This is a genomic window from Albidovulum aestuarii, from assembly GCF_029961185.1.
Classification (GTDB): Bacteria; Pseudomonadota; Alphaproteobacteria; order Rhodobacterales; family Rhodobacteraceae; genus Albidovulum; species Albidovulum aestuarii.
The window spans coordinates 15,468-35,183 of the sequence record NZ_JASBQQ010000007.1; the positions used below are offsets into that span (position 1 = coordinate 15,468).

At 60.9% G+C, this 19,716-nt stretch carries 20 protein-coding genes; 5 read left to right on the plus strand and 15 right to left on the minus strand.

Annotated elements, in window-relative coordinates; translation table 11 throughout:
* Positions 1-84 precede the first annotated feature (84 nt).
* A complete protein-coding gene (secA, locus tag QKW60_RS15200) occupies positions 85-2,781 on the plus strand; it encodes a preprotein translocase subunit SecA (protein WP_282369927.1) in 2,697 nt (898 codons plus the stop codon).
* 19 nt (positions 2,782-2,800) lie between these two features.
* Here secA and pip read toward each other — a convergent pair whose 3' ends face one another.
* On the minus strand, positions 2,801-3,769 hold the full coding sequence (pip, locus tag QKW60_RS15205; protein WP_282369929.1) for a prolyl aminopeptidase: 969 nt from the start codon (positions 3,767-3,769) through the stop codon (positions 2,801-2,803).
* Positions 3,770-3,836: 67 nt separating this feature from the next.
* On the opposite strand from pip, the gene ubiG reads away from it, so the two are divergent.
* The gene (gene ubiG / locus QKW60_RS15210) at positions 3,837-4,580 is read left to right on the plus strand and encodes a bifunctional 2-polyprenyl-6-hydroxyphenol methylase/3-demethylubiquinol 3-O-methyltransferase UbiG (RefSeq protein ID WP_282369930.1); all 744 of its coding nucleotides are present in this window, start codon (positions 3,837-3,839) and stop codon (positions 4,578-4,580) included.
* 2 nt (positions 4,581-4,582) lie between these two features.
* Here the strand turns inward: ubiG and QKW60_RS15215 are convergent, their stop codons facing one another.
* From QKW60_RS15215 to QKW60_RS15230, 4 genes are read right to left on the minus strand one after another with little or no spacing between them, the layout of a single operon-like run.
* Positions 4,583-5,023, minus strand: coding sequence for a MarR family winged helix-turn-helix transcriptional regulator (locus QKW60_RS15215; RefSeq protein ID WP_282369931.1), 441 nt, complete (start codon positions 5,021-5,023; stop codon positions 4,583-4,585).
* A gap of 1 nt (position 5,024) precedes the next feature.
* Positions 5,025-5,855, minus strand: coding sequence for a carbon-nitrogen hydrolase family protein (locus tag QKW60_RS15220; protein WP_282369932.1), 831 nt, complete (start codon positions 5,853-5,855; stop codon positions 5,025-5,027).
* A gap of 3 nt (positions 5,856-5,858) precedes the next feature.
* Positions 5,859-6,116 carry a glutaredoxin 3 gene (grxC, locus tag QKW60_RS15225; protein WP_282369933.1) on the minus strand — a complete coding sequence of 86 codons (258 nt, stop codon included), beginning with the start codon at positions 6,114-6,116 and terminating at the stop codon, positions 5,859-5,861.
* Between the two features lie 37 nt (positions 6,117-6,153).
* Positions 6,154-6,903 (minus strand): ComF family protein, encoded by a 750-nt coding sequence (locus QKW60_RS15230; protein WP_282369934.1) that lies wholly within the window; start codon positions 6,901-6,903, stop codon positions 6,154-6,156.
* On the opposite strand from QKW60_RS15230, the gene QKW60_RS15235 reads away from it, so the two are divergent.
* Positions 6,902-7,735: a methyltransferase domain-containing protein gene (locus QKW60_RS15235; protein WP_282369935.1), complete on the plus strand. Its 834-nt coding sequence runs from the start codon at positions 6,902-6,904 to the stop codon at positions 7,733-7,735. The two genes, QKW60_RS15230 and QKW60_RS15235, sit on opposite strands and share 2 nt — an antisense overlap.
* Positions 7,736-7,784: 49 nt before the next feature.
* A complete protein-coding gene (gene hemH, locus QKW60_RS15240; protein ID WP_282369936.1) occupies positions 7,785-8,852 on the plus strand; it encodes a ferrochelatase in 1,068 nt (355 codons plus the stop codon).
* A gap of 68 nt (positions 8,853-8,920) precedes the next feature.
* On the opposite strand, the gene QKW60_RS15245 is transcribed toward hemH, so the two are convergent.
* Positions 8,921-9,103, minus strand: coding sequence for a hypothetical protein (locus QKW60_RS15245; protein WP_282369937.1), 183 nt, complete (start codon positions 9,101-9,103; stop codon positions 8,921-8,923).
* 144 nt (positions 9,104-9,247) lie between these two features.
* Complete coding sequence (locus tag QKW60_RS15250) at positions 9,248-9,850, minus strand: L,D-transpeptidase (RefSeq protein ID WP_282369940.1); 603 nt, start codon at positions 9,848-9,850, stop codon at positions 9,248-9,250.
* Positions 9,851-10,075: 225 nt separating this feature from the next.
* On the opposite strand from QKW60_RS15250, the gene dalA reads away from it, so the two are divergent.
* The gene (gene dalA, locus QKW60_RS15255; RefSeq protein ID WP_282369942.1) at positions 10,076-10,582 is read left to right on the plus strand and encodes a divisome-associated lipoprotein DalA; all 507 of its coding nucleotides are present in this window, start codon (positions 10,076-10,078) and stop codon (positions 10,580-10,582) included.
* Between the two features lie 46 nt (positions 10,583-10,628).
* On the opposite strand, the gene QKW60_RS15260 is transcribed toward dalA, so the two are convergent.
* From QKW60_RS15260 to hslO, 8 genes are all read right to left on the minus strand, one after another.
* Positions 10,629-11,126, minus strand: coding sequence for a L,D-transpeptidase family protein (locus QKW60_RS15260; protein ID WP_419762697.1), 498 nt, complete (start codon positions 11,124-11,126; stop codon positions 10,629-10,631).
* 95 nt (positions 11,127-11,221) lie between these two features.
* Positions 11,222-12,433 carry a class I SAM-dependent RNA methyltransferase gene (locus QKW60_RS15265; protein WP_282369944.1) on the minus strand — a complete coding sequence of 404 codons (1,212 nt, stop codon included), beginning with the start codon at positions 12,431-12,433 and terminating at the stop codon, positions 11,222-11,224.
* The gene (locus QKW60_RS15270) at positions 12,430-14,262 is read right to left on the minus strand and encodes an ABC transporter ATP-binding protein (protein ID WP_282369945.1); all 1,833 of its coding nucleotides are present in this window, start codon (positions 14,260-14,262) and stop codon (positions 12,430-12,432) included. The genes QKW60_RS15265 and QKW60_RS15270 overlap by 4 nt, the downstream gene beginning before the upstream one ends.
* Entirely contained in the window at positions 14,259-16,112 is a 1,854-nt protein-coding gene (locus QKW60_RS15275; RefSeq protein WP_282369946.1) for an ABC transporter ATP-binding protein, read from the minus strand. The genes QKW60_RS15270 and QKW60_RS15275 overlap by 4 nt, the downstream gene beginning before the upstream one ends.
* Positions 16,113-16,321: 209 nt before the next feature.
* Positions 16,322-16,918 carry a LysE family translocator gene (locus QKW60_RS15280; RefSeq protein WP_282369947.1) on the minus strand — a complete coding sequence of 199 codons (597 nt, stop codon included), beginning with the start codon at positions 16,916-16,918 and terminating at the stop codon, positions 16,322-16,324.
* A gap of 54 nt (positions 16,919-16,972) precedes the next feature.
* A complete protein-coding gene (locus QKW60_RS15285; protein ID WP_282369949.1) occupies positions 16,973-18,115 on the minus strand; it encodes a CCA tRNA nucleotidyltransferase in 1,143 nt (380 codons plus the stop codon).
* Entirely contained in the window at positions 18,112-18,711 is a 600-nt protein-coding gene (locus QKW60_RS15290) for a CoA pyrophosphatase (protein ID WP_282370195.1), read from the minus strand. Before QKW60_RS15290 ends, QKW60_RS15285 begins: the two co-directional genes overlap by 4 nt.
* The gene (hslO, locus tag QKW60_RS15295) at positions 18,701-19,702 is read right to left on the minus strand and encodes an Hsp33 family molecular chaperone HslO (RefSeq protein WP_282369951.1); all 1,002 of its coding nucleotides are present in this window, start codon (positions 19,700-19,702) and stop codon (positions 18,701-18,703) included. Before hslO ends, QKW60_RS15290 begins: the two co-directional genes overlap by 11 nt.
* Between the last annotated feature and the right edge of the window lie 14 nt (positions 19,703-19,716).

The window sequence follows — 19,716 nt, forward strand, 5'->3', positions numbered from 1 at the left end:
CGCCGTCGTTCTAGGCGTAGCGAGAGATGGCGGCAAGGCCGCGTTTCACCGGAGCGAACTCAGTCGAACCCGAGCGGAGAAAACATGCTGGGCCTCGGAACTATCGCCAAGAAGGTCTTCGGCACGCCGAACGACCGCAAGGTCAAATCGGTCCGCCCGCTGGTGGAAAAGATCAATTCCCTCGAACCGGAATACGAAAAGTTTTCGGATGAGGAGATCAAGCAGAAGACGAAAGAACTCGCGAACCGGGTAGAGCAGGGCGAAAGCCTTGACGACGTGCTTGTTGAAGCCTTCGCGAACTGTCGCGAAGGGGCCAAGCGGGCGCTGGGTCTCAGGGCATTCGATGTGCAGCTCATGGGCGGCATCTTCCTGCATCAGGGCAATATTTCGGAAATGAAAACGGGCGAGGGCAAGACCCTCGTCGCGACCTTCCCGGCTTATCTGAACGCGCTTTCGGGCAAGGGTGTGCATATCGTCACGGTCAATGACTACCTGGCCAAACGTGACGCGGAATGGATGGGCAAGGTATATGCCCAGCTCGGTATGACCACTGGCGTCGTCTATCCCTTCCAGGAGGCCGAGGAGAAGCGCGCCGCCTACATGGCGGACGTAACCTATGCCACGAACAACGAACTTGGCTTCGACTACCTACGCGACAACATGCGCGGCAGCGTCGAAGAGATGATGCAGCGCGGGCATAACTTCGCCATCGTCGACGAGGTGGACAGTATTCTCATCGACGAAGCGAGGACGCCTCTGATCATTTCCGGCCCAAGCCAGGACCGGTCGGAGCTTTACATAACGCTCGACAAGTTCATCCCGGAACTGACCGAAGAGCACTACAAGCTCGACGAAAAACAGCGCAACGCGACTTTCTCGGAAGCAGGCAACGATTTTCTTGAGCAGCGGCTGTCTGCTGCGGGCCTGCTGCCTGAAGGCCAGACTCTTTACGATCCGGAATCGACAACAATCGTTCACCATGTGAACCAGGCGCTTCGTGCCCATAAGATGTTCAAAAAGGACCAGCACTATATCGTCCGCAATGGCGAGGTCGTGCTGATCGACGAGTTTACCGGCCGGATGATGCCGGGACGTCGGCTATCGGATGGGCTGCATCAGGCGATCGAAGCCAAGGAAGGCGTGTCAATCCAGCCAGAGAACGTGACGCTCGCCTCCGTTACATTCCAGAACTACTTCCGTTTGTACAACAAGCTCGCCGGTATGACCGGCACGGCCGCAACCGAGGCCGAGGAATTCGCGGATATCTACGGGCTGGGCGTGGTCGAAGTACCCACAAACAAGCCCATCGCCCGCAAGGACGACCACGATCAGGTCTATCGCACCCAACGGGAGAAATACGAGGCGATCATCAAGCGCATCCGCAAGGCCAACGAAAAAGGCCAGCCGGTTCTCGTCGGCACGACCTCAATCGAGAAATCCGAACTCCTGAGCGAGATGCTGACGAAGGAAGGCATCAAGCACAACGTCCTCAACGCCCGCCAGCATGAGCAGGAGGCGATGATCGTCGCGGAGGCCGGCAAGCTTGGTGCCGTGACCATCGCCACGAACATGGCCGGGCGCGGCACCGACATCAAGCTTGGCGGAAATGTCGAATTCAAGGTGATGGAGGCCATCGCCGCTGACCCCGAAGCCCATCCCGACGAAGTGCGTGCGCGGATCGAGGAGGCGCACAAGGCCGATGAAGATGCGGTCAAGGAAGCGGGCGGGTTGTTCGTTCTGGCCACCGAACGCCACGAAAGCCGCCGCATCGACAACCAGCTGCGCGGCCGGTCTGGCCGTCAGGGCGACCCGGGGCGGTCCTCGTTCTACCTGTCGCTGGAAGATGACCTGATGAGGATCTTCGGGTCTGAAAAGCTGGACGCGGTCCTGTCAAAGCTTGGCATGGGCGAGGGCGAGGCGATCATTCACCCATGGGTGAACAAGTCACTGGAACGCGCGCAGGCCAAGGTCGAAGGCCGTAACTTTGATATGCGCAAGCAGATCCTGAAGTTCGACGACGTCATGAACGATCAGCGCAAAGTGATCTTCGGCCAGAGGCTGGAGATCATGCAGGCCGAGGATATCGAAGAAATTGCCCAGGATATGCGCCATCAGGTCATAGACGATCTGGTGGACGAATACCTGCCGCCGAAATCCTACGCCGAACAGTGGAACTCCGAAGGCCTCTACGCCACGATTATGGAGAAGCTGACGCTGGATCTGCCGGTCATTGACTGGGCCAAGGAAGACGGTGTCGATCAGGACGAGATGCGCGAACGGCTGTACAAAGCATCGGATGACCTCATGGCCGAGAAGGCCTCTGCCTTCGGGCCGGATACGATGCGCCAGATTGAAAAGCAGTTTCTGCTTCAGACCATCGACGCGAAATGGCGCGAACATCTGGTAACGCTGGAACACCTGCGCTCGGTTGTCGGATTCCGGGGCTACGCGCAGCGCGATCCGCTGAACGAATACAAGTCCGAAGCCTTCACATTGTTTGAAAACCTTCTCGACGGTTTGCGCGAGGAAGTGACGCAAAAGCTGGCCCATGTCCGGCCAATGTCTGAAGAGGAACAGCGCGCTCTGCTTGCCCAGATGGAGCAGCAACGCACCACAGGGAAAGCCCCGGAAAAAAGCGTAGAGACCGAAGCTGCGGACGCGCAACCGGCTCCGGGATTTGATGAGACCGACCCATCAACCTGGGGCAACCCGGGCCGCAATGATCTCTGCCCCTGTGGTTCGGGCAACAAGTTCAAGCATTGCCACGGAAAGCTCGCCTAAATTTGGCGCTGCGGGCCGCTCAGGCCCGCAGACCGTCCATGACCCGGATCAGTTCGGTGGATATGCCGGGTTCGGACAGGGCGTGACCAGCGGCGGGGATCATTCGCAGTTCTGACCGTTTCCAGTGCTGCGCCAACATCCATGCCGACACGGGTGGACAGATCATGTCATAGCGGCCCTGAACGATCGTTGCCGGCACGTCTTTAAGACGGTGAAGGTCACGCAGGATCTGGCCATCGGCTTCCAGAAAGCCGCGGTTTAGGAAGTAGTGGTTTTCCAGCCGTGCGAAGGCGCGGGCATAGTCGCCAGGTGCCTCGCCTGCAACGCCGTCATGATCGATGCTCGCCAACGCATTTTCCCAACCGGTCCAGGCGCGGGCAAACCGAATTTCAGTGGCCATATCCTCACAGAAAAGACGGCTGTGATAGGCGGCGATCATGTCGTCCTGTTCGGCCGCCGGGATATGGCGGACGAAATCCTGCCAGCGATCCGGGTAGAACGCCCCGGCGCCGCCGCCATAGAACCAGGCCAGTTCCCCTTCGGTCATCAGGAAAACGCCGCGCAGGACCAGATGACGGGCGCGTTCGGGATGGGTCTGTGCATAGATCAAAGCAAGCGTCGCGCCCCAGCTTCCGCCGAAGACGATCCAGTTCTCGATGCCAAGCTCAGTCCGGATACGTTCGATATCGGCCACCAGATGCCAGGTCGTGTTGGCCTCTACACTCGCATGGGGTCGCGAACGGCCGCAGCCGCGCTGGTCGAACAGAATCACCCGGTAGGTCGAGGGATCAAAATAGCGTCGCATTGCGGGGGAACAGCCACCGCCCGGCCCGCCATGCAGCACAATAACCGGCTGGCCCGAAGGATGGCCGCATTGCTCGACATAGATGCGGTGCCCGTCGCCCACGTCCAGAAACCGCTGATCGAACGGTTCGACCTGCGGATAAAGAAAGGTGCCTGTGCGCTTTTGCCCTGCGATCCGGTCCATGGATTGACTATATACCGGGAAACACCCCGCCCGCCATGGGTGGAATATGAACTGCCGGAGAGGAAAAATGGCGCGCCAAACCAGCACGGTCGATCCCGCCGAGGTCGCGAAATTCGAAGCGATGGCGGCGGAATGGTGGGACCCGCATGGCAAGTTCAAACCACTGCATATGATGAATCCGGTGCGGCTCGACTACATCACCCGCCAGATCGCCGCCGAGTTCGGCCGCGACCTGACCGGGCCAAAACCTTTCGCGGGTCTGCGACTGCTCGATATCGGCTGCGGCGGCGGGCTTCTGTCGGAACCAATGGCGCGGCTTGGCGCCGAGGTCGTCGGTGCTGACGCCGCAGCGCGCAACATCCCGGTGGCGCAGATCCATGCCGAAGAGCAGGGGTTGGCCATCGACTACCGCCACACCACCGCCGAGGCGCTGGTTGCGGGTGGCGAGCTCTTTGACGTGGTGCTTGCCATGGAGATCGTTGAGCATGTGGCCAATCCGGCGAGTTTTGTCGCAACGTGCCGCGACCTTCTAAAGCCCGGCGGTTTGATGATTGCCTCGACCATCAACCGAAACGCCAAAAGCTTCATGGCCGCTATCGTCGGCGCCGAATGGGTAATGCGCTGGCTGCCAAAGGGCACACATGACTGGGCCAAGTTCATTACGCCGGACGAGTTGTACGGCCACCTGGAAGGCGCAGGTCTGACGCCGGTCGACAAGAAGGGCTTTGTCTTCAACCCGGTCAGCTGGCAATGGTCGATATCGGATCGCGATCTTTCGGTGAACTACGTGACCGCTGGCGTTCGCCGCTGATTCTATTCGGAGCCAAGCCGAAGGCGCAGCTCTCTGAGGATCGGCAATACTGCCCGCACCTTGTCGGCTCCGATAGACCGTACCACCTCGCCCACGATGGGCGTGATCGCGGCCAACGCGGCATCGCATGCAGCACGCCCTGCCGGACTGATCGAAACGAACTTGCGCCGGGCATCGTCCCAGTCGGGGCGGATATGGACGTGACCGGCCCATTCCAGCTTGCTGAGTGTATTGGTCATCGCCCCCCGCGTAACGTGAAACGCATCGGCAAGCTGCGCCGGTGAACGTTCGTCGTTGATATGGGCCAGGTGATTCAGAACCGAAAAATGGCTGATCTCCATCCCCTTCGGCAGCGCCCGGCTGATCCGGTTGCGGGCGAGCTGGTCAGCCATAAAGACCTCGGAAAAGAGGGCGACGGCCAGCGGATCATGTTCAGCGGCCATATCAGGGCCCTTCGAAGTCGCGGTCATGGAAGAGCGAGGGAACCCGGCTCCGCGCCTTGTCTACGGCGTCAAGGTCCAGATCGACAAGCAATAATCCCGGTTCGCTGCCACCATCGGCCAGAACCTCGCCCCAAGGCGACACGACCAACGAATGCCCGTAGGTTCGTCGCGGTCGACCTGCATGGGCTGCATGGGCGCCCGTCTGAGCAGGCGCCAGTACAAATGCGCCGCATTCGATTGCCCGCGCGCGCAAGAGCGGTTCCCAGTGCGCTTTACCCGTGGTGTCGTTAAAAGCGGCGGGTACGGTCAGGAACTGTGCCCCAGCTTTGGCCAGGCGTCGATAGAGTTGTGGAAAGCGAAGGTCATAACAGACCGTCAGCCCAATCTTCCCGAACGGTGTATCGGTTAGTACAGCCCGGCTTCCCGGCCTGTAACCCGCCGATTCGCGATATTGCTCGGTCTCGGACACGTTCACGTCGAACATGTGGATCTTGTCATATCGCGCGGCGATCCCGCCATCGGGACGGATCAGGAAAGAGCGGTTGGCAAAGCGTCCGTCCGAGTCATGCGTCAAGAGTGCCAGAGAGCCGATCAGCAGCCAGATTCCAAGCCGCTCGGCCTCTTCCCTGAGGGCCGTCAGGGTAGGATCATCCTGCTCATGTCGCAGCACGTTATTCTGATGTGACCGGTCAGAGGAAAGGCAGTTCGTTACTTCGGGTGTCAGCGCAAAATTCGCACCCTTCGCCGCCGCCTCCCGCACCAGCGACAGAGTCACCGGCAGGTTCACCTGCGGATCGTCCGTTACTGAAAGCTGGAGGAGAGCGGCCCGCATGTGTCAGGCCGCAAGCATCGGGTCGAGCTTACCCGCGCAATCGAGCGCGTGCAGATCATCGCAGCCGCCAACATGCGCGCCATCGATGAAAATCTGCGGCACGGTGTACCGGCCATTTGCGCGCTGCATCATTTCCTGCCGTAGCTGCGCGTTACCCGAAACGTCGGTATCCACATAGGCCACGCCCTTGCGGTCCAGAAGCCGCTTGGCGGCAATACAGAATGGGCACCACGGGGTGCTGTAGATCTCGATACGCGGCATTGATACCTGTTCCTCAAGTCGTGGCGACTATAGGGATTTAGGCATCCTTCGCAACGCGCGCCAGCACCAGTGTCGAAACCGTGTTCGCACCACCTGCCAGACAGGCATCGGCAGCAGTTGCAAGTGTCGCGCCCGAGGTCATCACATCGTCGATCAGAAGCACGTCACGCCCCATGACCCGACCTGCACGGCTCCGGTGCATATGCATCGCGCCAGAAACATTGGCAAACCTTTCGTCGCGGTTGCGGCCATCCTGCGATGCTGTTTTCCGGCGGCGGATGAGGAGGTCGGGACAATGATCTAACCCCGCGGCCTTTGCGACCGCGCGCGACAAAAGGGCCGATTGGTTGTAACGGCGGCGGAAAAGACGAGTCCAATGAAGCGGTACCGGCACGACCAGCATATCCGGCTTCAGGATCGGTCCCGCCGCCCGCATCAGCCAGACCGTTGCGGGGCGGACAAGGTCCTGCCGGTCGCCATGTTTCAACGCCAGCACCAGTTTGCGGCCGTTGTCCTTATAAAGGAGCGCCGCCCGACCCCTGTCCCAAGGCCGCGCCAATGTCAGGCAATCGTCGCAATACTCCTGCCTGCCCTCATCCTCACCCGGTAGTGGCGTGCCGCAACGGTCGCAGACGAGACCACCGATAAAAGGTGTTTCGCGCCAGCAGGGTCCGCAGAGGCCGAAATCTTCGGTGGCGGGTTCACCGCAATTAATGCATTGGGCTGGAAAAAGCGTGCTGAGCACGCTTTGCATTCCCGCCTTAAGCAGCCTAGCTTCGCCGACCATGACACATCCGCCCAAACTCACCGACCGCGCGGCCCTGACCCGCAACCGTGCCCGTGCAACAAGGCAGGGGTTGGAGCTGTTCTTGCATGAAGAATGCGCAACCGAGGTTGAGGAGAGACTGAGCGAGGTTAACAAACGGTTTACGGCGCCCGCCGTCGTCACTGGGTTTCCCGGACCATGGACGAAAATTCTGCCCACCGCGCGGGTCATCGAAGATGCCGATACTCTCGCTCTGGAGCCGGGCGCATATGACCTGATCGTCCACGGGCTGGCACTGCACTGGGCGAATGACCCCGTGGGGCAGCTTGTGCAATGCCGCCGCGCGCTAAAACCCGACGGGCTGTTCCTCTGTGCGATGTTCGGCGGACAAACCCTTGCCGAACTGCGCGCATGCCTTGCCGAGGCCGAAAGCCGCCTGACTGGCGGCCTCTCGCCGCGGGTCCTGCCGATGGGAGAGATTCGTGACCTTGGGGGACTCCTCCAGCGCGCGGGCTTTGCCCTTCCGGTGGCGGATGCCGCGAAAAAGACCGTGACGTATGCGACCGCCTTTCACCTGATCGCCGACCTGAGGGCGATGGGGGAGGCCAATGCACTTCATTCTCGCTCGCGCCGCGCCACACCGCGCGCCCTGTTCCCGGAGGCCGCCCGGATTTATGCGGAAAGCTATCCCGCACCAGACGGCCGCGTGGCCGCGACGTTCGAGCTGATCTTCCTGACCGGCTGGGCACCGGACGAACACCAGCAGAAACCGCTGCGTCCCGGATCAGCCGCGCAACGGCTGGCCGACGCATTAGGTGCGACCGAAACGCCGCTTGACCCCAGGAAAGATTGACGCGCGCCGATTTCTGTCTATCTCGGACCTTGGACAGGAAGGGGATCCCATGAACGACCAGCTAGACCGCCCAGGCGACGGCCGCCTTACTCATGCCCCCGCAGACCATCCCCCGGTCGCGCGGCCCCGCATCGGCGTGCTGATTGCCAATCTCGGCACGCCGGACGATTACAGCTATTGGCCGATGCGGCGCTATCTGAGCGAATTTTTGTCAGACAAACGCGTCATCGACTATCCGTCGTGGAAATGGCAGCCGCTGTTGCAGCTGATCATCCTGTCGAAACGACCTTTCAGTTCCGGCGCGAATTACAAGTCGATCTGGAACCATGACAAAGGCGAAAGCCCGTTGATGACGATCACAAAGGCGCAGGTCGAAAAGCTGCGCGTGGCGGTCGGGAAACGCTACGGCCCCGATGTGATGGTTGAATTCTGTATGCGCTACGGCAATCCATCGACGGATTCGGTCGTGCGGCGAATGGTCGAGGCCGGGTGCGAAAAGATCGTTTTTCTGCCGCTTTACCCGCAATATGCCGGGGCCACATCGGCCACCGCCAACGATCAGTTCTTCCGTGCGCTTATGAAGGAAAAGCGCCAGCCTGCCGCGCGGATCGTACCCGAATATTTCGACCACCCGCTTTATATCGAAGCTTTGGCTCAATCGGTTGCACGGGTTTATGCGACACTCGACCAGAAGCCGGACGTTCTTGTGGCGTCTTATCACGGCATGCCGAAACGCTATCTTATGGAGGGTGATCCCTATCACTGCCAGTGCCAGAAGACTTCGCGCCTTCTGCGCGAGCGATTGGGCTGGGCGGTGGATGCGATCGACACCACGTTTCAGTCGGTGTTTGGCCCCGAGGAATGGCTGCGACCCTATACGGTCGAACACGTTGCTGAATTGGCCAAAGCGGGAAAAAAACGTATCGCCGTTGTCTCACCAGCCTTTTCGGCCGATTGCATCGAGACGCTTGAGGAAATTCAGGGCGAAATTCGTGAAGCCTTCGAACATGCCGGGGGTGAAAGCTTTACCTACATCCCCTGCCTAAATGATGACGATGCCCATATCGCGGCGCTCATGGCGGTACTGGGAGACAATCTGGCAGGCTGGGCCGACTGAAAACCGGGTAGCAAATGAAAAAGGCGGTGGAGAACCACCGCCTTTTTGCATGTCGGCTGTGCGACGGATCAGTTGCTGGCAGCAGCAGCGATCAGAAGCAGCGCGAGAACCGCGACAACAACGCCAGCGGAGGACGAGGACGACGCCTCTTCAACAACCGGCTCCGGCTCCATGACCGGCTCAGCCATGCCGCCAGCGAAGGCGGTGGTGGCGGAAATCGAAAGAACAGCAGCAAGCGCGAGCTTTTTCATGTACATTCTCCATTTTTGCCGCAGCGAATTATTCGTGAGGTCCGCCGCAGCATACAGTGATCACCTCGTATCATCCACTAACTCACCAGGTTCGGAATTTGCAACCTGAGACCTGCTGAAGGGATCAAGCTTTCCGCTATTTCGTCAAATAAGCAACACTTGCGTGCCAACTTGCGCGAACGAAAACAATTCTGAGATGTGCTCATTATACAATCCGACGCAACCGTTCGACGAGCGGCGGCCGATCTTCCGCGTGTCGTGGGTTCCGTGAATCCGGTAATATTGCCACGACAGGTAAAGGGCGTGGGTTCCAAGCGGATTGTCGGGTCCCGGACCGACATAGTCGGGCCATTCCGGATTGCGCAGTTTCATGGCCGGTGTCGGACGCCATTCCGGACCGACAACCTTGCGTACGACCTCTGTGCGGCCACGCCGGGTCAGATCCTCGGTCAGTGGCACGCTGGTCGGGTAAAGCTTGTAGATGCTTTCGTCCTCAGACCAGTAGTGAAGCGCGCGTGAGGTGGTGTCGACCAAGATCGCACCATTTCTCAGCGAGCTGAAATACGGCTGCCACTGCAGCGAGCGGAAGCTGGAGATATTGCGCCGGATATTGTTGCCAAGATCAGCTTCAAGTTCGATGGTATTGGCGCCGGTCTGTGCTACTGCGGGCATCGCCATGCTGGCGCCGAGCGCAGCAGCGGCGCCAAGTATCGAGCGGCGGGAGAATTGGTTGGAGTCAGAGCTCATCCTCGGGTCACCTTTTGTTATGTCTGATCGGCACGCCCCGTACCGAAGCATTCCGGAATCGATCCGACAATATGCCTCTTTCGCAGCATTCTCAATTCACGCTGACGTATGGCCGGATGCCGGTGTGAGCCATCTGTAACATCCCGCCTATTCTTCAAGATCACGTTTGAACAGCCGTACAGGACCCTGTAAAGGACGTGACCGGACAAACGGGGATAACCTGCCATGATACGTCTTTTCAGCCTTCTTCTTGTTGCCGTGGTGCTTGCCGGATGCACCGGTGCACCGGTGCGCCTCGGGCCGGACGGAAAGCCTCTGCCGCAAGCCTACATGATCCGGAAAAACGATGAAGGCCGCGTCACCTACGCGATGGTCGACGGGATTAACGCCCTGCGGTCGGCCGCAGGGGCGCCGCCGGTAACGCTGAACGCACAACTTACCGCCGCCGCCGCGACCCATTCGCGCGACATGGCCATACAGAACCGGCCGTGGCACTTTGGTTCTGACGGATCCTCGCCGCTGCTTCGTGTTCAGCGGACCGGTTACGCGGGCCGCATGCTGGGTGAGAACATTTCCGAGACCTACGAGACCGAGGTCGAGACACTCTCAGCATGGATGGAAATGCCTGACACGCGGGCCGTAGTTCTCGACCCCGCAGCACGGGATGTGGGATTCTCATGGTATCAGGAGCCGGGTGGAAAGATCTGGTGGACGTTGGTCACCGGTGGCTAATCTACTGATTCGAAAAGAATAACGGGCGGCCAGCGGTCGCCCTTTTTCATGGGTAGATGTAGATCGGCGTCCCGACGCGGACCATCGAATAGATCTCTTCCATCTCGCCGTCTTTCACGGCGATGCATCCTGCGGTCCAATCCTTGCCGCGGCCTTTGTTCTTTCGGGCCCGGCCATGGATAAAAATGTCGCCCCCGGGTTTCTTGCCCTGCGATTCTGCAAATTCCACATCACGCTGATTGGGATACGAGATGCCGATGGACAGGTGATAGTTGCTGTTGGGATTCTGGCGGTCGATCAGGTAGGCGCCCTCGGGCGTTTTCTGATCGCCCTCGAACTGCTTCGGGCCAACCGGGTTCCCGCCGAGCCCTACCTTATAGGACTTAAGCGCTTTGGTCCCATTCACAAGGTGCAGCTTGCGTTCGGATTTGAGTAACACGAGCCGGGTGACTTCAGGGCCGTTATAGGTCCGGAATTTCGATCCGCCGCACCCTACGAGTCCTGCCAGGGCTGTCAGTGCCATGAAGGTTCTGCGATTGAACATGCCTGCCGTCCCTGCCCGTTTCGCCGGTTTTCTTTGTTCTACACCGAAGCGAGGCTTGCCGGAAGTAGGCAGATTTCCGCTCACAGCAAGGTGAGTCAGAGTGCGAACCGAGCCACAAGCTCGACATGCGGCGACCAGCGGAACTGGTCGACAACCTGAATCCAGTCGAGTCCATATCCGGCTTCGGTCAGGATACGGGCATCGCGGGCGAATGTGATCGGATTGCAGGACACCGCTGCGATGACCGGCACGTTTGCAGCGGCCAGTTCCCGCGTCTGCGCCACTCCGCCCGCACGCGGCGGGTCGATAACGGCCGCTTCGAACCGTTTCAACTCATCCGGCATCAACGGGCGGCGAAATAGATCGCGCGCCTCGGTCGTGACCTTGTGCAAGCCCTGCGCCTGTCGCCATCCGGCATCGAGGGCTTTCAGCATCGCCGCCTCGCCTTCAACCGCGTGAACCTCCGCCCGTTCGGCGAGCGGCAGGGCGAAGGTACCCGAGCCTGCAAACAGGTCAGCGATCAGACTTGCGGTACCCACGGCCTCGCGTACAGCAGTCACGAGCGCTGCCTCTCCATCCGCAGTTGCCTGAAGGAACGCACCGGCAGGGGGCACGACCACAACCTGCCCGAACCTTTGCGCAGCGGGATGGTGGTTGGCGATTATTTCCCCGTTCCATGTCAGACGGGCGAGATTGGTGCGTTCGGCGAGCTGTGCGAGATCGGAGAACAGGCTCTGTTCCAGGAGTTTTCCGCCGAAAACCGCCAGATCGACGCCGCCTTCCGTCCGCGTCACCGTCAGCGCCAGTTCGCCCTTGCGCGAGGCGCCGAGCATTGTGACGTCGGCCAGATGTGGCAGGGTTTCCATAAGATCGGGATGCAGAAGCCGACAGCCCGGTATGCCGACAATCGCGCCCGAGGCGCGGCCGTGGAATCCTACAAGCGCGCCCTTCTTCGTCCGCCGCCCAGCCAAAGTGGCGCGGCGGCGCGATTGCGAGGCCGAGGTGATTACGGGTCGAAACGATGCCTCAAGTCCCTGCGCCGCCAGAGCGGTGCGAACGACCTCGACCTTCCAGTCGGCCACGAACCCGTCGGCAGCATGCATCAGCGCGCAACCGCCGCAGGTGCGGTAGTGCAGGCAGGCGGGTTTTACTCGGTCGGGCGAAGTCTCGATGATCTTCGGGGCGGCCATGCGACCGTCGGCGACCTCCCCCTCCACCACCTCACCGGGCAGGGCCATCGGCACGAAGACCGGGCCCGGCGCAATACCGTCGCCAAGATGGCCGAGCCGTTCGATGGTCAGCTTCACTCGGCTGCCTCTTCGACGCAGATGAAGCCACCCGACTGCCGTTCCCAGTAACGGGCATAGAGCCCGCGCTTGGCCAAAAGCTCGGTATGGCTGCCTTCCTCGACGATGCGGCCCTGATCCAGAACCACGATCCGGTCCATCTCGGCGATGGTCGACAGGCGGTGGGCGATGGCCAGCACGGTCTTGCCCTCCATCACCCGGTGAAGTGCGCCCTGCACCTGCGCCTCAACCTCGCTGTCGAGGGCCGATGTCGCCTCATCCAGCACCAGGATCGGCGCGTCCTTGAGGAATGCCCGGGCAAGCGCGATGCGCTGGCGCTGGCCGCCAGAGAGCTTCACGCCGCGTTCGCCGAGATAGGCGTCGTAGCCCTTGCGACCCTTGTGATCCTGAAGCCCATGAATAAACTCATCTGCCTCGGCGGCTTTGGCAGCAGCGACAACATCGTCCTCGGTTGCATCGGGGCGACCGTAAAGGATGTTGTCCCGCGCCGTGCGGTTAAACATTGCCGTTTCCTGGGTAACCATTGCAATTTGTCGACGCAGGCTTTCCTGGGTCACATCGCGCACGTCCTGCCCATCGACAAGAACCCGACCTTTCTCGGAGTCGTAAAGCCGCAAGAGCAGGGCAACCAGAGTAGATTTCCCTGCGCCCGATGCCCCGACGATGCCGATCTTTTCGCCCGGATGGACCGTCAGATTCACGCCGTCCAGCCCACCCTTCTTGCGGCCATAGGCAAAGCTGACATTGTCGAAACGCACCTCTCCTGCGATCCGCGTCAAACTGCGGGCATCGGGCGCATCGGTCAACGTATGCGGCGGGGTCAGAGTACGGATACCGTCCTCCACCTCGCCGATCGACGCATAGATCGACATCAGCGTGAAACTGACCCAGCCGGTCATCTGCGCGATGCGGATTGAGACGGAACCAGCGGCGGCAATGTCGCCTGCCGAGGCAACGCCGAGTGACCAAAGCCAGAGACTGCCGCCAATCAGCACGACCGGCAAAAGCCCGGCAATGGTCATCAGCGCAAGCCGAAACCACGCCGAAAGGACCCCGAAATCCAGTGCGGTGTCGCGGAACCCTGACATGGCCCGCAAGGCGGCTTTGTCCTCATGATCGGCATGAGCAAAAAGCTTTACGGTCTTGATGTTGGTGATCGTGTCGACGACCTGCCCTGTCACCATTGCCCGCGCCCCGGCCCGCGCTGCGGATTTTCCACGAACACGCGGCAAAAACGCACGGATCAGGGCAAGATAGAGTATAATCCATACACCCAGAGCCGCTGCGATCCGTGCATCGATTGTCAGCAGAAAGAAGACGGATCCCACCAGCGAGGCCAGGGCAAAACAGATCGTGTTGATCGTCTCGCTTGCCACATCCGTGACTGCGCGGGCCGCCTGCATCTGTTTCTGCGCGATGCGTCCTGCAAAGTCGTTGTCAAAGAAGGTGACCGCCTGACCCATCGTCCAGCGATGCAGACGCGACAGCACCAGCGGCAGCACGTTCGGCTGCACGACGATGGAGTTTGACGCGGCCGACAGGCCAAAGGCGATGGGCCGCGCCACGATCAGGAACAGCACAAACCCGGCCAGCATAGGCCAGTGATCAGAAAAGACCGTCGCGGGCGCTGCAGAGGTCGCCAGATCGACGACGGCACCCAGATACCAGGCCGTCACCACCTCCATCGTTCCCGCGATGGCTGAGATCACGCCAGCGAAGACCAACGGACCCCATGCGCCTGAGAGACACCAGAGCAGGAACCGCCCGAGCGTTCGCGGCGGTGGGCCATCGGCCGGGCGGAAGGCGTCGATCATGTCGCCCATCTTCATTCCGCCGCTTCCTTTTCATCCTCGGTGCCTATGAAGCCGCCAGATTGCCTCTCCCAGAAGCGGGCGTAAAGGCCGCCTTTCTTCAGAAGACTGGCATGGCTGCCCTCTTCAGCGATCCTGCCATCATCCAGCACCACGATCCGGTCCATCCGGGCAATGGTGGAGAGGCGATGCGCTATGGCGATCACGGTCTTGCCCTCCATCACGCCGTATAGCGTTTCCTGAATCGCAGCCTCGACCTCACTATCAAGGGCCGACGTCGCCTCATCCAGCACCAGTACCGGCGCGTCCTTCAAAATCACCCGGGCGAGCGCCACCCGCTGCCGCTGACCGCCCGACAGCTTTACACCTCGTTCGCCAACTTGCGCGTCATAGCCCTTGCGGCCCTCGGGGTCGGTAAGATCCATTATGAAGTCATGCGCCTCGGCCCGCCGCGCGGCTTCCATCATCTCTGCCTCGCTGGCATCGGGACGGCCGTAAAGGATATTGTCGCGCACCGAGCGATGCAGCAGCGACGAATCCTGTTGCACCATGCCGATCTGCTGCCGCAGGCTGTCCTGCGTGACATGGGCGATGTCCTGACCATCGATCAGGATGCGCCCGCCTTCTGCATCGTAAAACCGCAGCATAAGCTTTACGAGTGTCGTCTTGCCCGACCCGGAGCGGCCGACAAGTCCGATCTTTTCGCCAGGTTGAACTGTCAGATCGACCTTTGCCAGACCGCCCGATCCACGCCCATAATGATGGGATAGAGCCTGTATTTCGATCATTCCGGCCCGAAATTCCAGCGGCTTCGCGTCGTGGCTGTCCACCAGAGCAATCGGCTGGGCAATGGTTTCCATCCCTTCCCGAACCACGCCCAGTGCCTGCACGAGGTTCGACGTCGCCCACATGATCCAGTAGGTCATGTTGTTAAGCCGTAGTACCAAGGCTGTCGCCGCCGCAACGAGCCCGATCGTCGCCTGCCCGTGATACCAAAGCCACAGCGCGAGTCCGCTCATCGACACGATAAGACAACCGTTCAGAACAGTCAGCAGGACATCCATCTTGGTGATCAGACGCATTTCTGTCTGGAAGGTTTTCCGGGCGGTCTCGATTGCTTCCCCGGCATAGGCCAGCTCCCGGTCGTGATGGGCGAACATCTTGACCGAATGGATGTTGGTATAGCTGTCCACTACCCGACCTGTGATCGCCGAACGTGCATCCGATGCCGCGGTCGAGGCCGGGCCAACTCGCTTCACGGTCCAACGCAACAGAGCAAAGTAAAGCCCGATCCAGACCAGCATCGGCAGTGCCAGCCTCACATCGGCGGTCGACAGGATCGCGAGCGATCCGATCAGTGTGGTGACAGCAAAGGCCACCGCATCGAAAGTCTGGAACACCGCATCGCCGGCCGCCGGTGGAGTCTGCATGATCCGATTGGCGATGCGACCCGCAAAATCGTTCTCAAACCACCCCACCGGCTGACGCAGGACATGCCGGTGCGACCGCCAGCGGATCAGTGTGCCGAAATTGGGAAGAATCGTATTGTGCAGCAGCGCCACGTCGATCCCGCCCAGAACCGGTCGGATCATGACAACCGCAAGCGCCGCAAGAATGAATTCCGTCCCATGTGCGGCCCATACGTCAACAGGAGTCCCGTCGTTCAGAAGGTCAACGAGACGGCCGACATACCAGATCAACGCAATCTCGATCATCGCGACAAGTGTGGTGAAGATCGCGGTGGCTACAAACACGCGCCGGAATGGGCGGGCGTAGTCCATCAGGAAGGGCAGCAACCGCTGGGGCGGCGTGTCCTTTTCTTCATAGGCGACATAGGGGTCGACGAGGTTTTCGAAGAAACGAAACATGGGAGGGCGTCCATCAGGTGACAGTATGGGAAAGGGCGGTGCATCGCAGGACCGCCGCTACGGGGTTCGGTCTGGCTCAGGCGAGCTGTACTGAAATCCCGTCTCTCATAGTGCACCCTCCATCTGGATCGCCCTTCGGATAGCTCAAACCGCGCGGTTTGTCACGCGACGGATTGTACCGGTGGCAGGTCGCTGCTGATCGGTACAATCTAATGGCGAAGGATCTCGACCGTCGAAAGTACGATCAGCCCGGCCATGATCAGGTTGAAGATCCGCAACCGTTTCGCCGTTGTCAGCCAGCGGGCGATGGCCTGTCCCGCATAAGTCCAGGTCGCCGCCGAACCGAGGCCGAGCGTCAGGAACATCGCGGTGACGACGATGGCCGTAGTGAAGGGGGCGGAGGGTAGAATGAACTGTGAGGTCGCGGCGATGGCCATCGACCAGGCCTTTGGATTGATCCACTGAAATCCCACCGCTTCGACGAAATGCATCGGCCGCGCGTCTGCAGATTTCGACCGTATTCCACCTGAATTCGCGATTTTCCAGGCGATCCACAACAGCAGGATCGCGCCACCCCAGCGCAGGGTTTCACGCAACAGCGCACTGGTCTGGAAGAGTCCGCCCAGCACCAGCCCGACGATCAGAAGCATCAGCGGAAACCCCGCCGCCACGCCCAGAAGATGCGGGATCGTGCGGCGAAATCCGAAATTCGCGCCGGAGGCAGCCAGCATCGCGTTGTTCGGGCCGGGCGTGAATAGCGTGGCAATCGCAAGGGCTATAAGCGCCGGAAGGGTTTCCAGAGGCATTTGATGGTCCTGTTCGGATGGCGCGCCCATCCTGCCTTGCCGACAGGCGGAACTTCAAGCCAGCAATTGTTCCCGCGACAATTTGAATCCCGAGGCGATCCAGCGTGCCTCCAGCTCTTTCAGCCGCGCGCCGAGGTCCGCACCTGAAAGGCCGGGCATCAGATCGGCGGCGTGCAGCGGGAAGCTGGCCCTCGCGCCCAGAGCGATTGCATCTTCCCAGCCCTGCGGCAGAGGTGTTTCAAGGGTCGCGCCGCGCAGGAAGGTGATGTCGCGGGCAAGATCGGCGCTGTGGCGATAGGCCAGTTCAGCAGGACCAGCCGTACTGCCGATCCCTTCGCGCAAGATATCGAAGCGCCGCACCTCATCTCGTGACAGCCGCAGCGCCCCGGCATGATCCTGACCGCCCAGCGCAGCAAGGCGGCGCAGCCAGTCGGGCGCATAGGGGGACTCAAGATGGATCAGCGGGGCAAGCGCCCTGGCATCCGCTCCCGGCAGGATGCGGGACAGAACGCCCGTCGCCTGCATCGCGGCAATGGCAGGTGCGGGGTCGGGCGCGGCCAGCAACCGGCGCATCTCATGCCCGACTCTTTCGCGCGAAAGCGTGTCTATTCCAGCGGAATTCGCAGCGCAGGCGGCGATCGCATCGGCATCCATGCCCTCTTCCGCATCGCCGTACCAGGCATGGAAGCGGAAGAACCGCAGGATGCGCAGATAATCCTCGCGGATGCGGGCATCGGCATCGCCGACAAAGCGCACGCGCCGCGCCTGAAGATCGGGCAGGCCATTCAGAGGATCGACGATCCGGCCCGCCGCATCGGCATAAAGCGCATTCATTGTAAAATCGCGGCGGCCCGCATCCTCCTCGATCCCCGTCGCGAAGGCTACGGTGGCGCGGCGGCCATCGGTCGAAACATCGCGGCGGAACGTGGTGACTTCATGCGGTTCGCCATTCACCACAATAGTGACAGTGCCGTGGTCGATGCCGGTGGGCACGACTTTCAGACCGGCGGCCTTCGCCAGTTCAACAACCCGTTCGGGCAGCGCATCGGTCGCAATGTCGATATCGGCGACGGGCGCACCGATCAGGGCGTTTCTGACACAACCCCCGACCAGCAACCCCTGATGCCCGGAATCGGTCAGAAGATGCAGGACCGTCTGCACCCCCTCCCCCCAGATCCAATCATCGGCAATCTTCATTCCGCCATCCGGTCCGCCAGCGCACGCAGGATACGCGCGGTTGCGCCCCAGATGTAATAGGGGCCGTAGGGCACAACATAGTAGCGCCGCCTTACACCGCGCCAGATCCGCCCTTCGATCCGGAATCGCACCAGATCGGTGACATGAGACAGCGGCACCGAGAAGACCTCATCGACCTCGCCTGCTTCAGGTGCCGGAGAAAAACCGTCTCTGATCAAGCCAAAAGCAGGTGTTACCATGAATCCAGTCACGGTTTCATGCGCTGACCATGTGCCGAGTATATCGACGTTCTGGCGCGGCAATCCGATCTCTTCCTCGGCCTCACGTAGGGCAGCATCGACGGGTCCCGCATCGGTTTCGTCGATCTTGCCGCCGGGAAAAGCGATCTGACCCGGGTGATGCTTCAGCCGTGAGGACCGCTTGGTCAGGATCACCTGGGGCCCGTTTGGGCCGGTCGTCAAAGGCACCAGAACGGCGGCGGGTTTCAGAACCCGGCCTTCAGGCAGGACGGTATCGGGGTTCAGGTCATAGTCCGAGGTTTCGCGCCCCGGCCGCGTCAGGGCCTGACGGATCGCGGCAATCGGATCAGCCTTCATCATCCGACGCTTTCGTGGCCTCGAAACCCAACGTCGCGGGATCGAATTCGTAATGCGCGCCGCAGAACTGGCAATCGGCGGTGACGATGCCCTCATCGGTCGTCATGTGACCGATATCCTTGGCCGAATAGATCGACAGGCTGTCGCGCACCTTTTCGGGCGAACAGGAACAGCCGAACTTAACTGCCTGCGCGTCGAAGACACGCGGTGTTTCCTCATGGAACAACCGCACCAGCAGATCGGTCGGCGCTACAGAGGGGCCGATCAGCTCCATCTCTTCGACCGTCGCCAGAAGGTGATTGGCACGGGACCAGTTCTCGCCCTCTTCGCCCTCAAGAATATCCTCAGCCGCCAGAAGCCCGCCCTCGCCGCTGCCGCCTTCGGATGCGGTGGGGGTCGAGGCCTTGGGCATCGCCTGAAGCATTACGCCGCCGGCGCGCCAACGCTCGGCCTCGCCCGGCAGGGTCGAGCGTCCGAAAGACAGGGCAAAGCTGGTCGGCAGTTGCTCAGACTGGGCAAAATACGTCTCTGCACAGGCAGAAAGGGCCCCGCCTGACAGCGGCGTGATGCCCTGATAGGGCACATTCCCCGCCCCCTGATCCAACAGGATCGCGAAATAGCCCTGGCCGATCTGGGCAAAGCCCGACCCGTCATGGTCCAGCCGCTCGGCATCGTAAGACGCCCAGGCGCGGATCTGAGCGGCGGCCCCCTCTTCGGCCGGGGCGTAGTAGTCGGTCGCGATGATCCGCACCGGTCCGTCACCCCGGATTTGCAGCGACAGCTTCCAGCGCAGCTTGATCGTCTGACCGATAAGCGCGGTCAGAAGCGCCGCCTCGGCCACGAGCGCCTCAACCACCAGAGGGTAATTGTGCTGTGTCAGGATACGGTCAAGCACCCCGTCCAGCCGCGCCACCCGGCCACGGATATCGGATCGGTCAAGCTGGAACGGTAGAACCGTATCGTCCCAGGCAATCTGCGAAAGGCTGGTCATTCATCATTCCTTCA

Bases quoted from the DNA above. Each gene is read 5' to 3' on its own strand.
- QKW60_RS15275 (WP_282369946.1), bottom strand. From the start codon at position 16,112: ATGTTTCGTTTCTTCGAAAACCTCGTCGACCCCTATGTCGCCTATGAA.
- QKW60_RS15220 (WP_282369932.1), bottom strand. From the start codon at position 5,855: ATGCGGGCCGCTCTCCTCCAGCTTTCAGTAACGGACGATCCGCAGGTG.
- QKW60_RS15280 (WP_282369947.1), bottom strand. From the start codon at position 16,918: ATGCCTCTGGAAACCCTTCCGGCGCTTATAGCCCTTGCGATTGCCACG.
- QKW60_RS15290 (WP_282370195.1), bottom strand. From the start codon at position 18,711: ATGAAGGCTGATCCGATTGCCGCGATCCGTCAGGCCCTGACGCGGCCG.
- QKW60_RS15250 (WP_282369940.1), bottom strand. From the start codon at position 9,850: ATGAGCTCTGACTCCAACCAATTCTCCCGCCGCTCGATACTTGGCGCC.
- QKW60_RS15260 (WP_419762697.1), bottom strand. From the start codon at position 11,126: ATGTTCAATCGCAGAACCTTCATGGCACTGACAGCCCTGGCAGGACTC.
- QKW60_RS15270 (WP_282369945.1), bottom strand. From the start codon at position 14,262: ATGAAGATGGGCGACATGATCGACGCCTTCCGCCCGGCCGATGGCCCA.
- QKW60_RS15230 (WP_282369934.1), bottom strand. From the start codon at position 6,903: ATGGTCGGCGAAGCTAGGCTGCTTAAGGCGGGAATGCAAAGCGTGCTC.
- QKW60_RS15285 (WP_282369949.1), bottom strand. From the start codon at position 18,115: ATGAAGATTGCCGATGATTGGATCTGGGGGGAGGGGGTGCAGACGGTC.
- secA (WP_282369927.1), top strand. From the start codon at position 85: ATGCTGGGCCTCGGAACTATCGCCAAGAAGGTCTTCGGCACGCCGAAC.
- pip (WP_282369929.1), bottom strand. From the start codon at position 3,769: ATGGACCGGATCGCAGGGCAAAAGCGCACAGGCACCTTTCTTTATCCG.
- ubiG (WP_282369930.1), top strand. From the start codon at position 3,837: ATGGCGCGCCAAACCAGCACGGTCGATCCCGCCGAGGTCGCGAAATTC.
- hemH (WP_282369936.1), top strand. From the start codon at position 7,785: ATGAACGACCAGCTAGACCGCCCAGGCGACGGCCGCCTTACTCATGCC.
- hslO (WP_282369951.1), bottom strand. From the start codon at position 19,702: ATGACCAGCCTTTCGCAGATTGCCTGGGACGATACGGTTCTACCGTTC.
- QKW60_RS15235 (WP_282369935.1), top strand. From the start codon at position 6,902: ATGACACATCCGCCCAAACTCACCGACCGCGCGGCCCTGACCCGCAAC.
- dalA (WP_282369942.1), top strand. From the start codon at position 10,076: ATGATACGTCTTTTCAGCCTTCTTCTTGTTGCCGTGGTGCTTGCCGGA.
- QKW60_RS15215 (WP_282369931.1), bottom strand. From the start codon at position 5,023: ATGGCCGCTGAACATGATCCGCTGGCCGTCGCCCTCTTTTCCGAGGTC.
- QKW60_RS15245 (WP_282369937.1), bottom strand. From the start codon at position 9,103: ATGAAAAAGCTCGCGCTTGCTGCTGTTCTTTCGATTTCCGCCACCACC.
- grxC (WP_282369933.1), bottom strand. From the start codon at position 6,116: ATGCCGCGTATCGAGATCTACAGCACCCCGTGGTGCCCATTCTGTATT.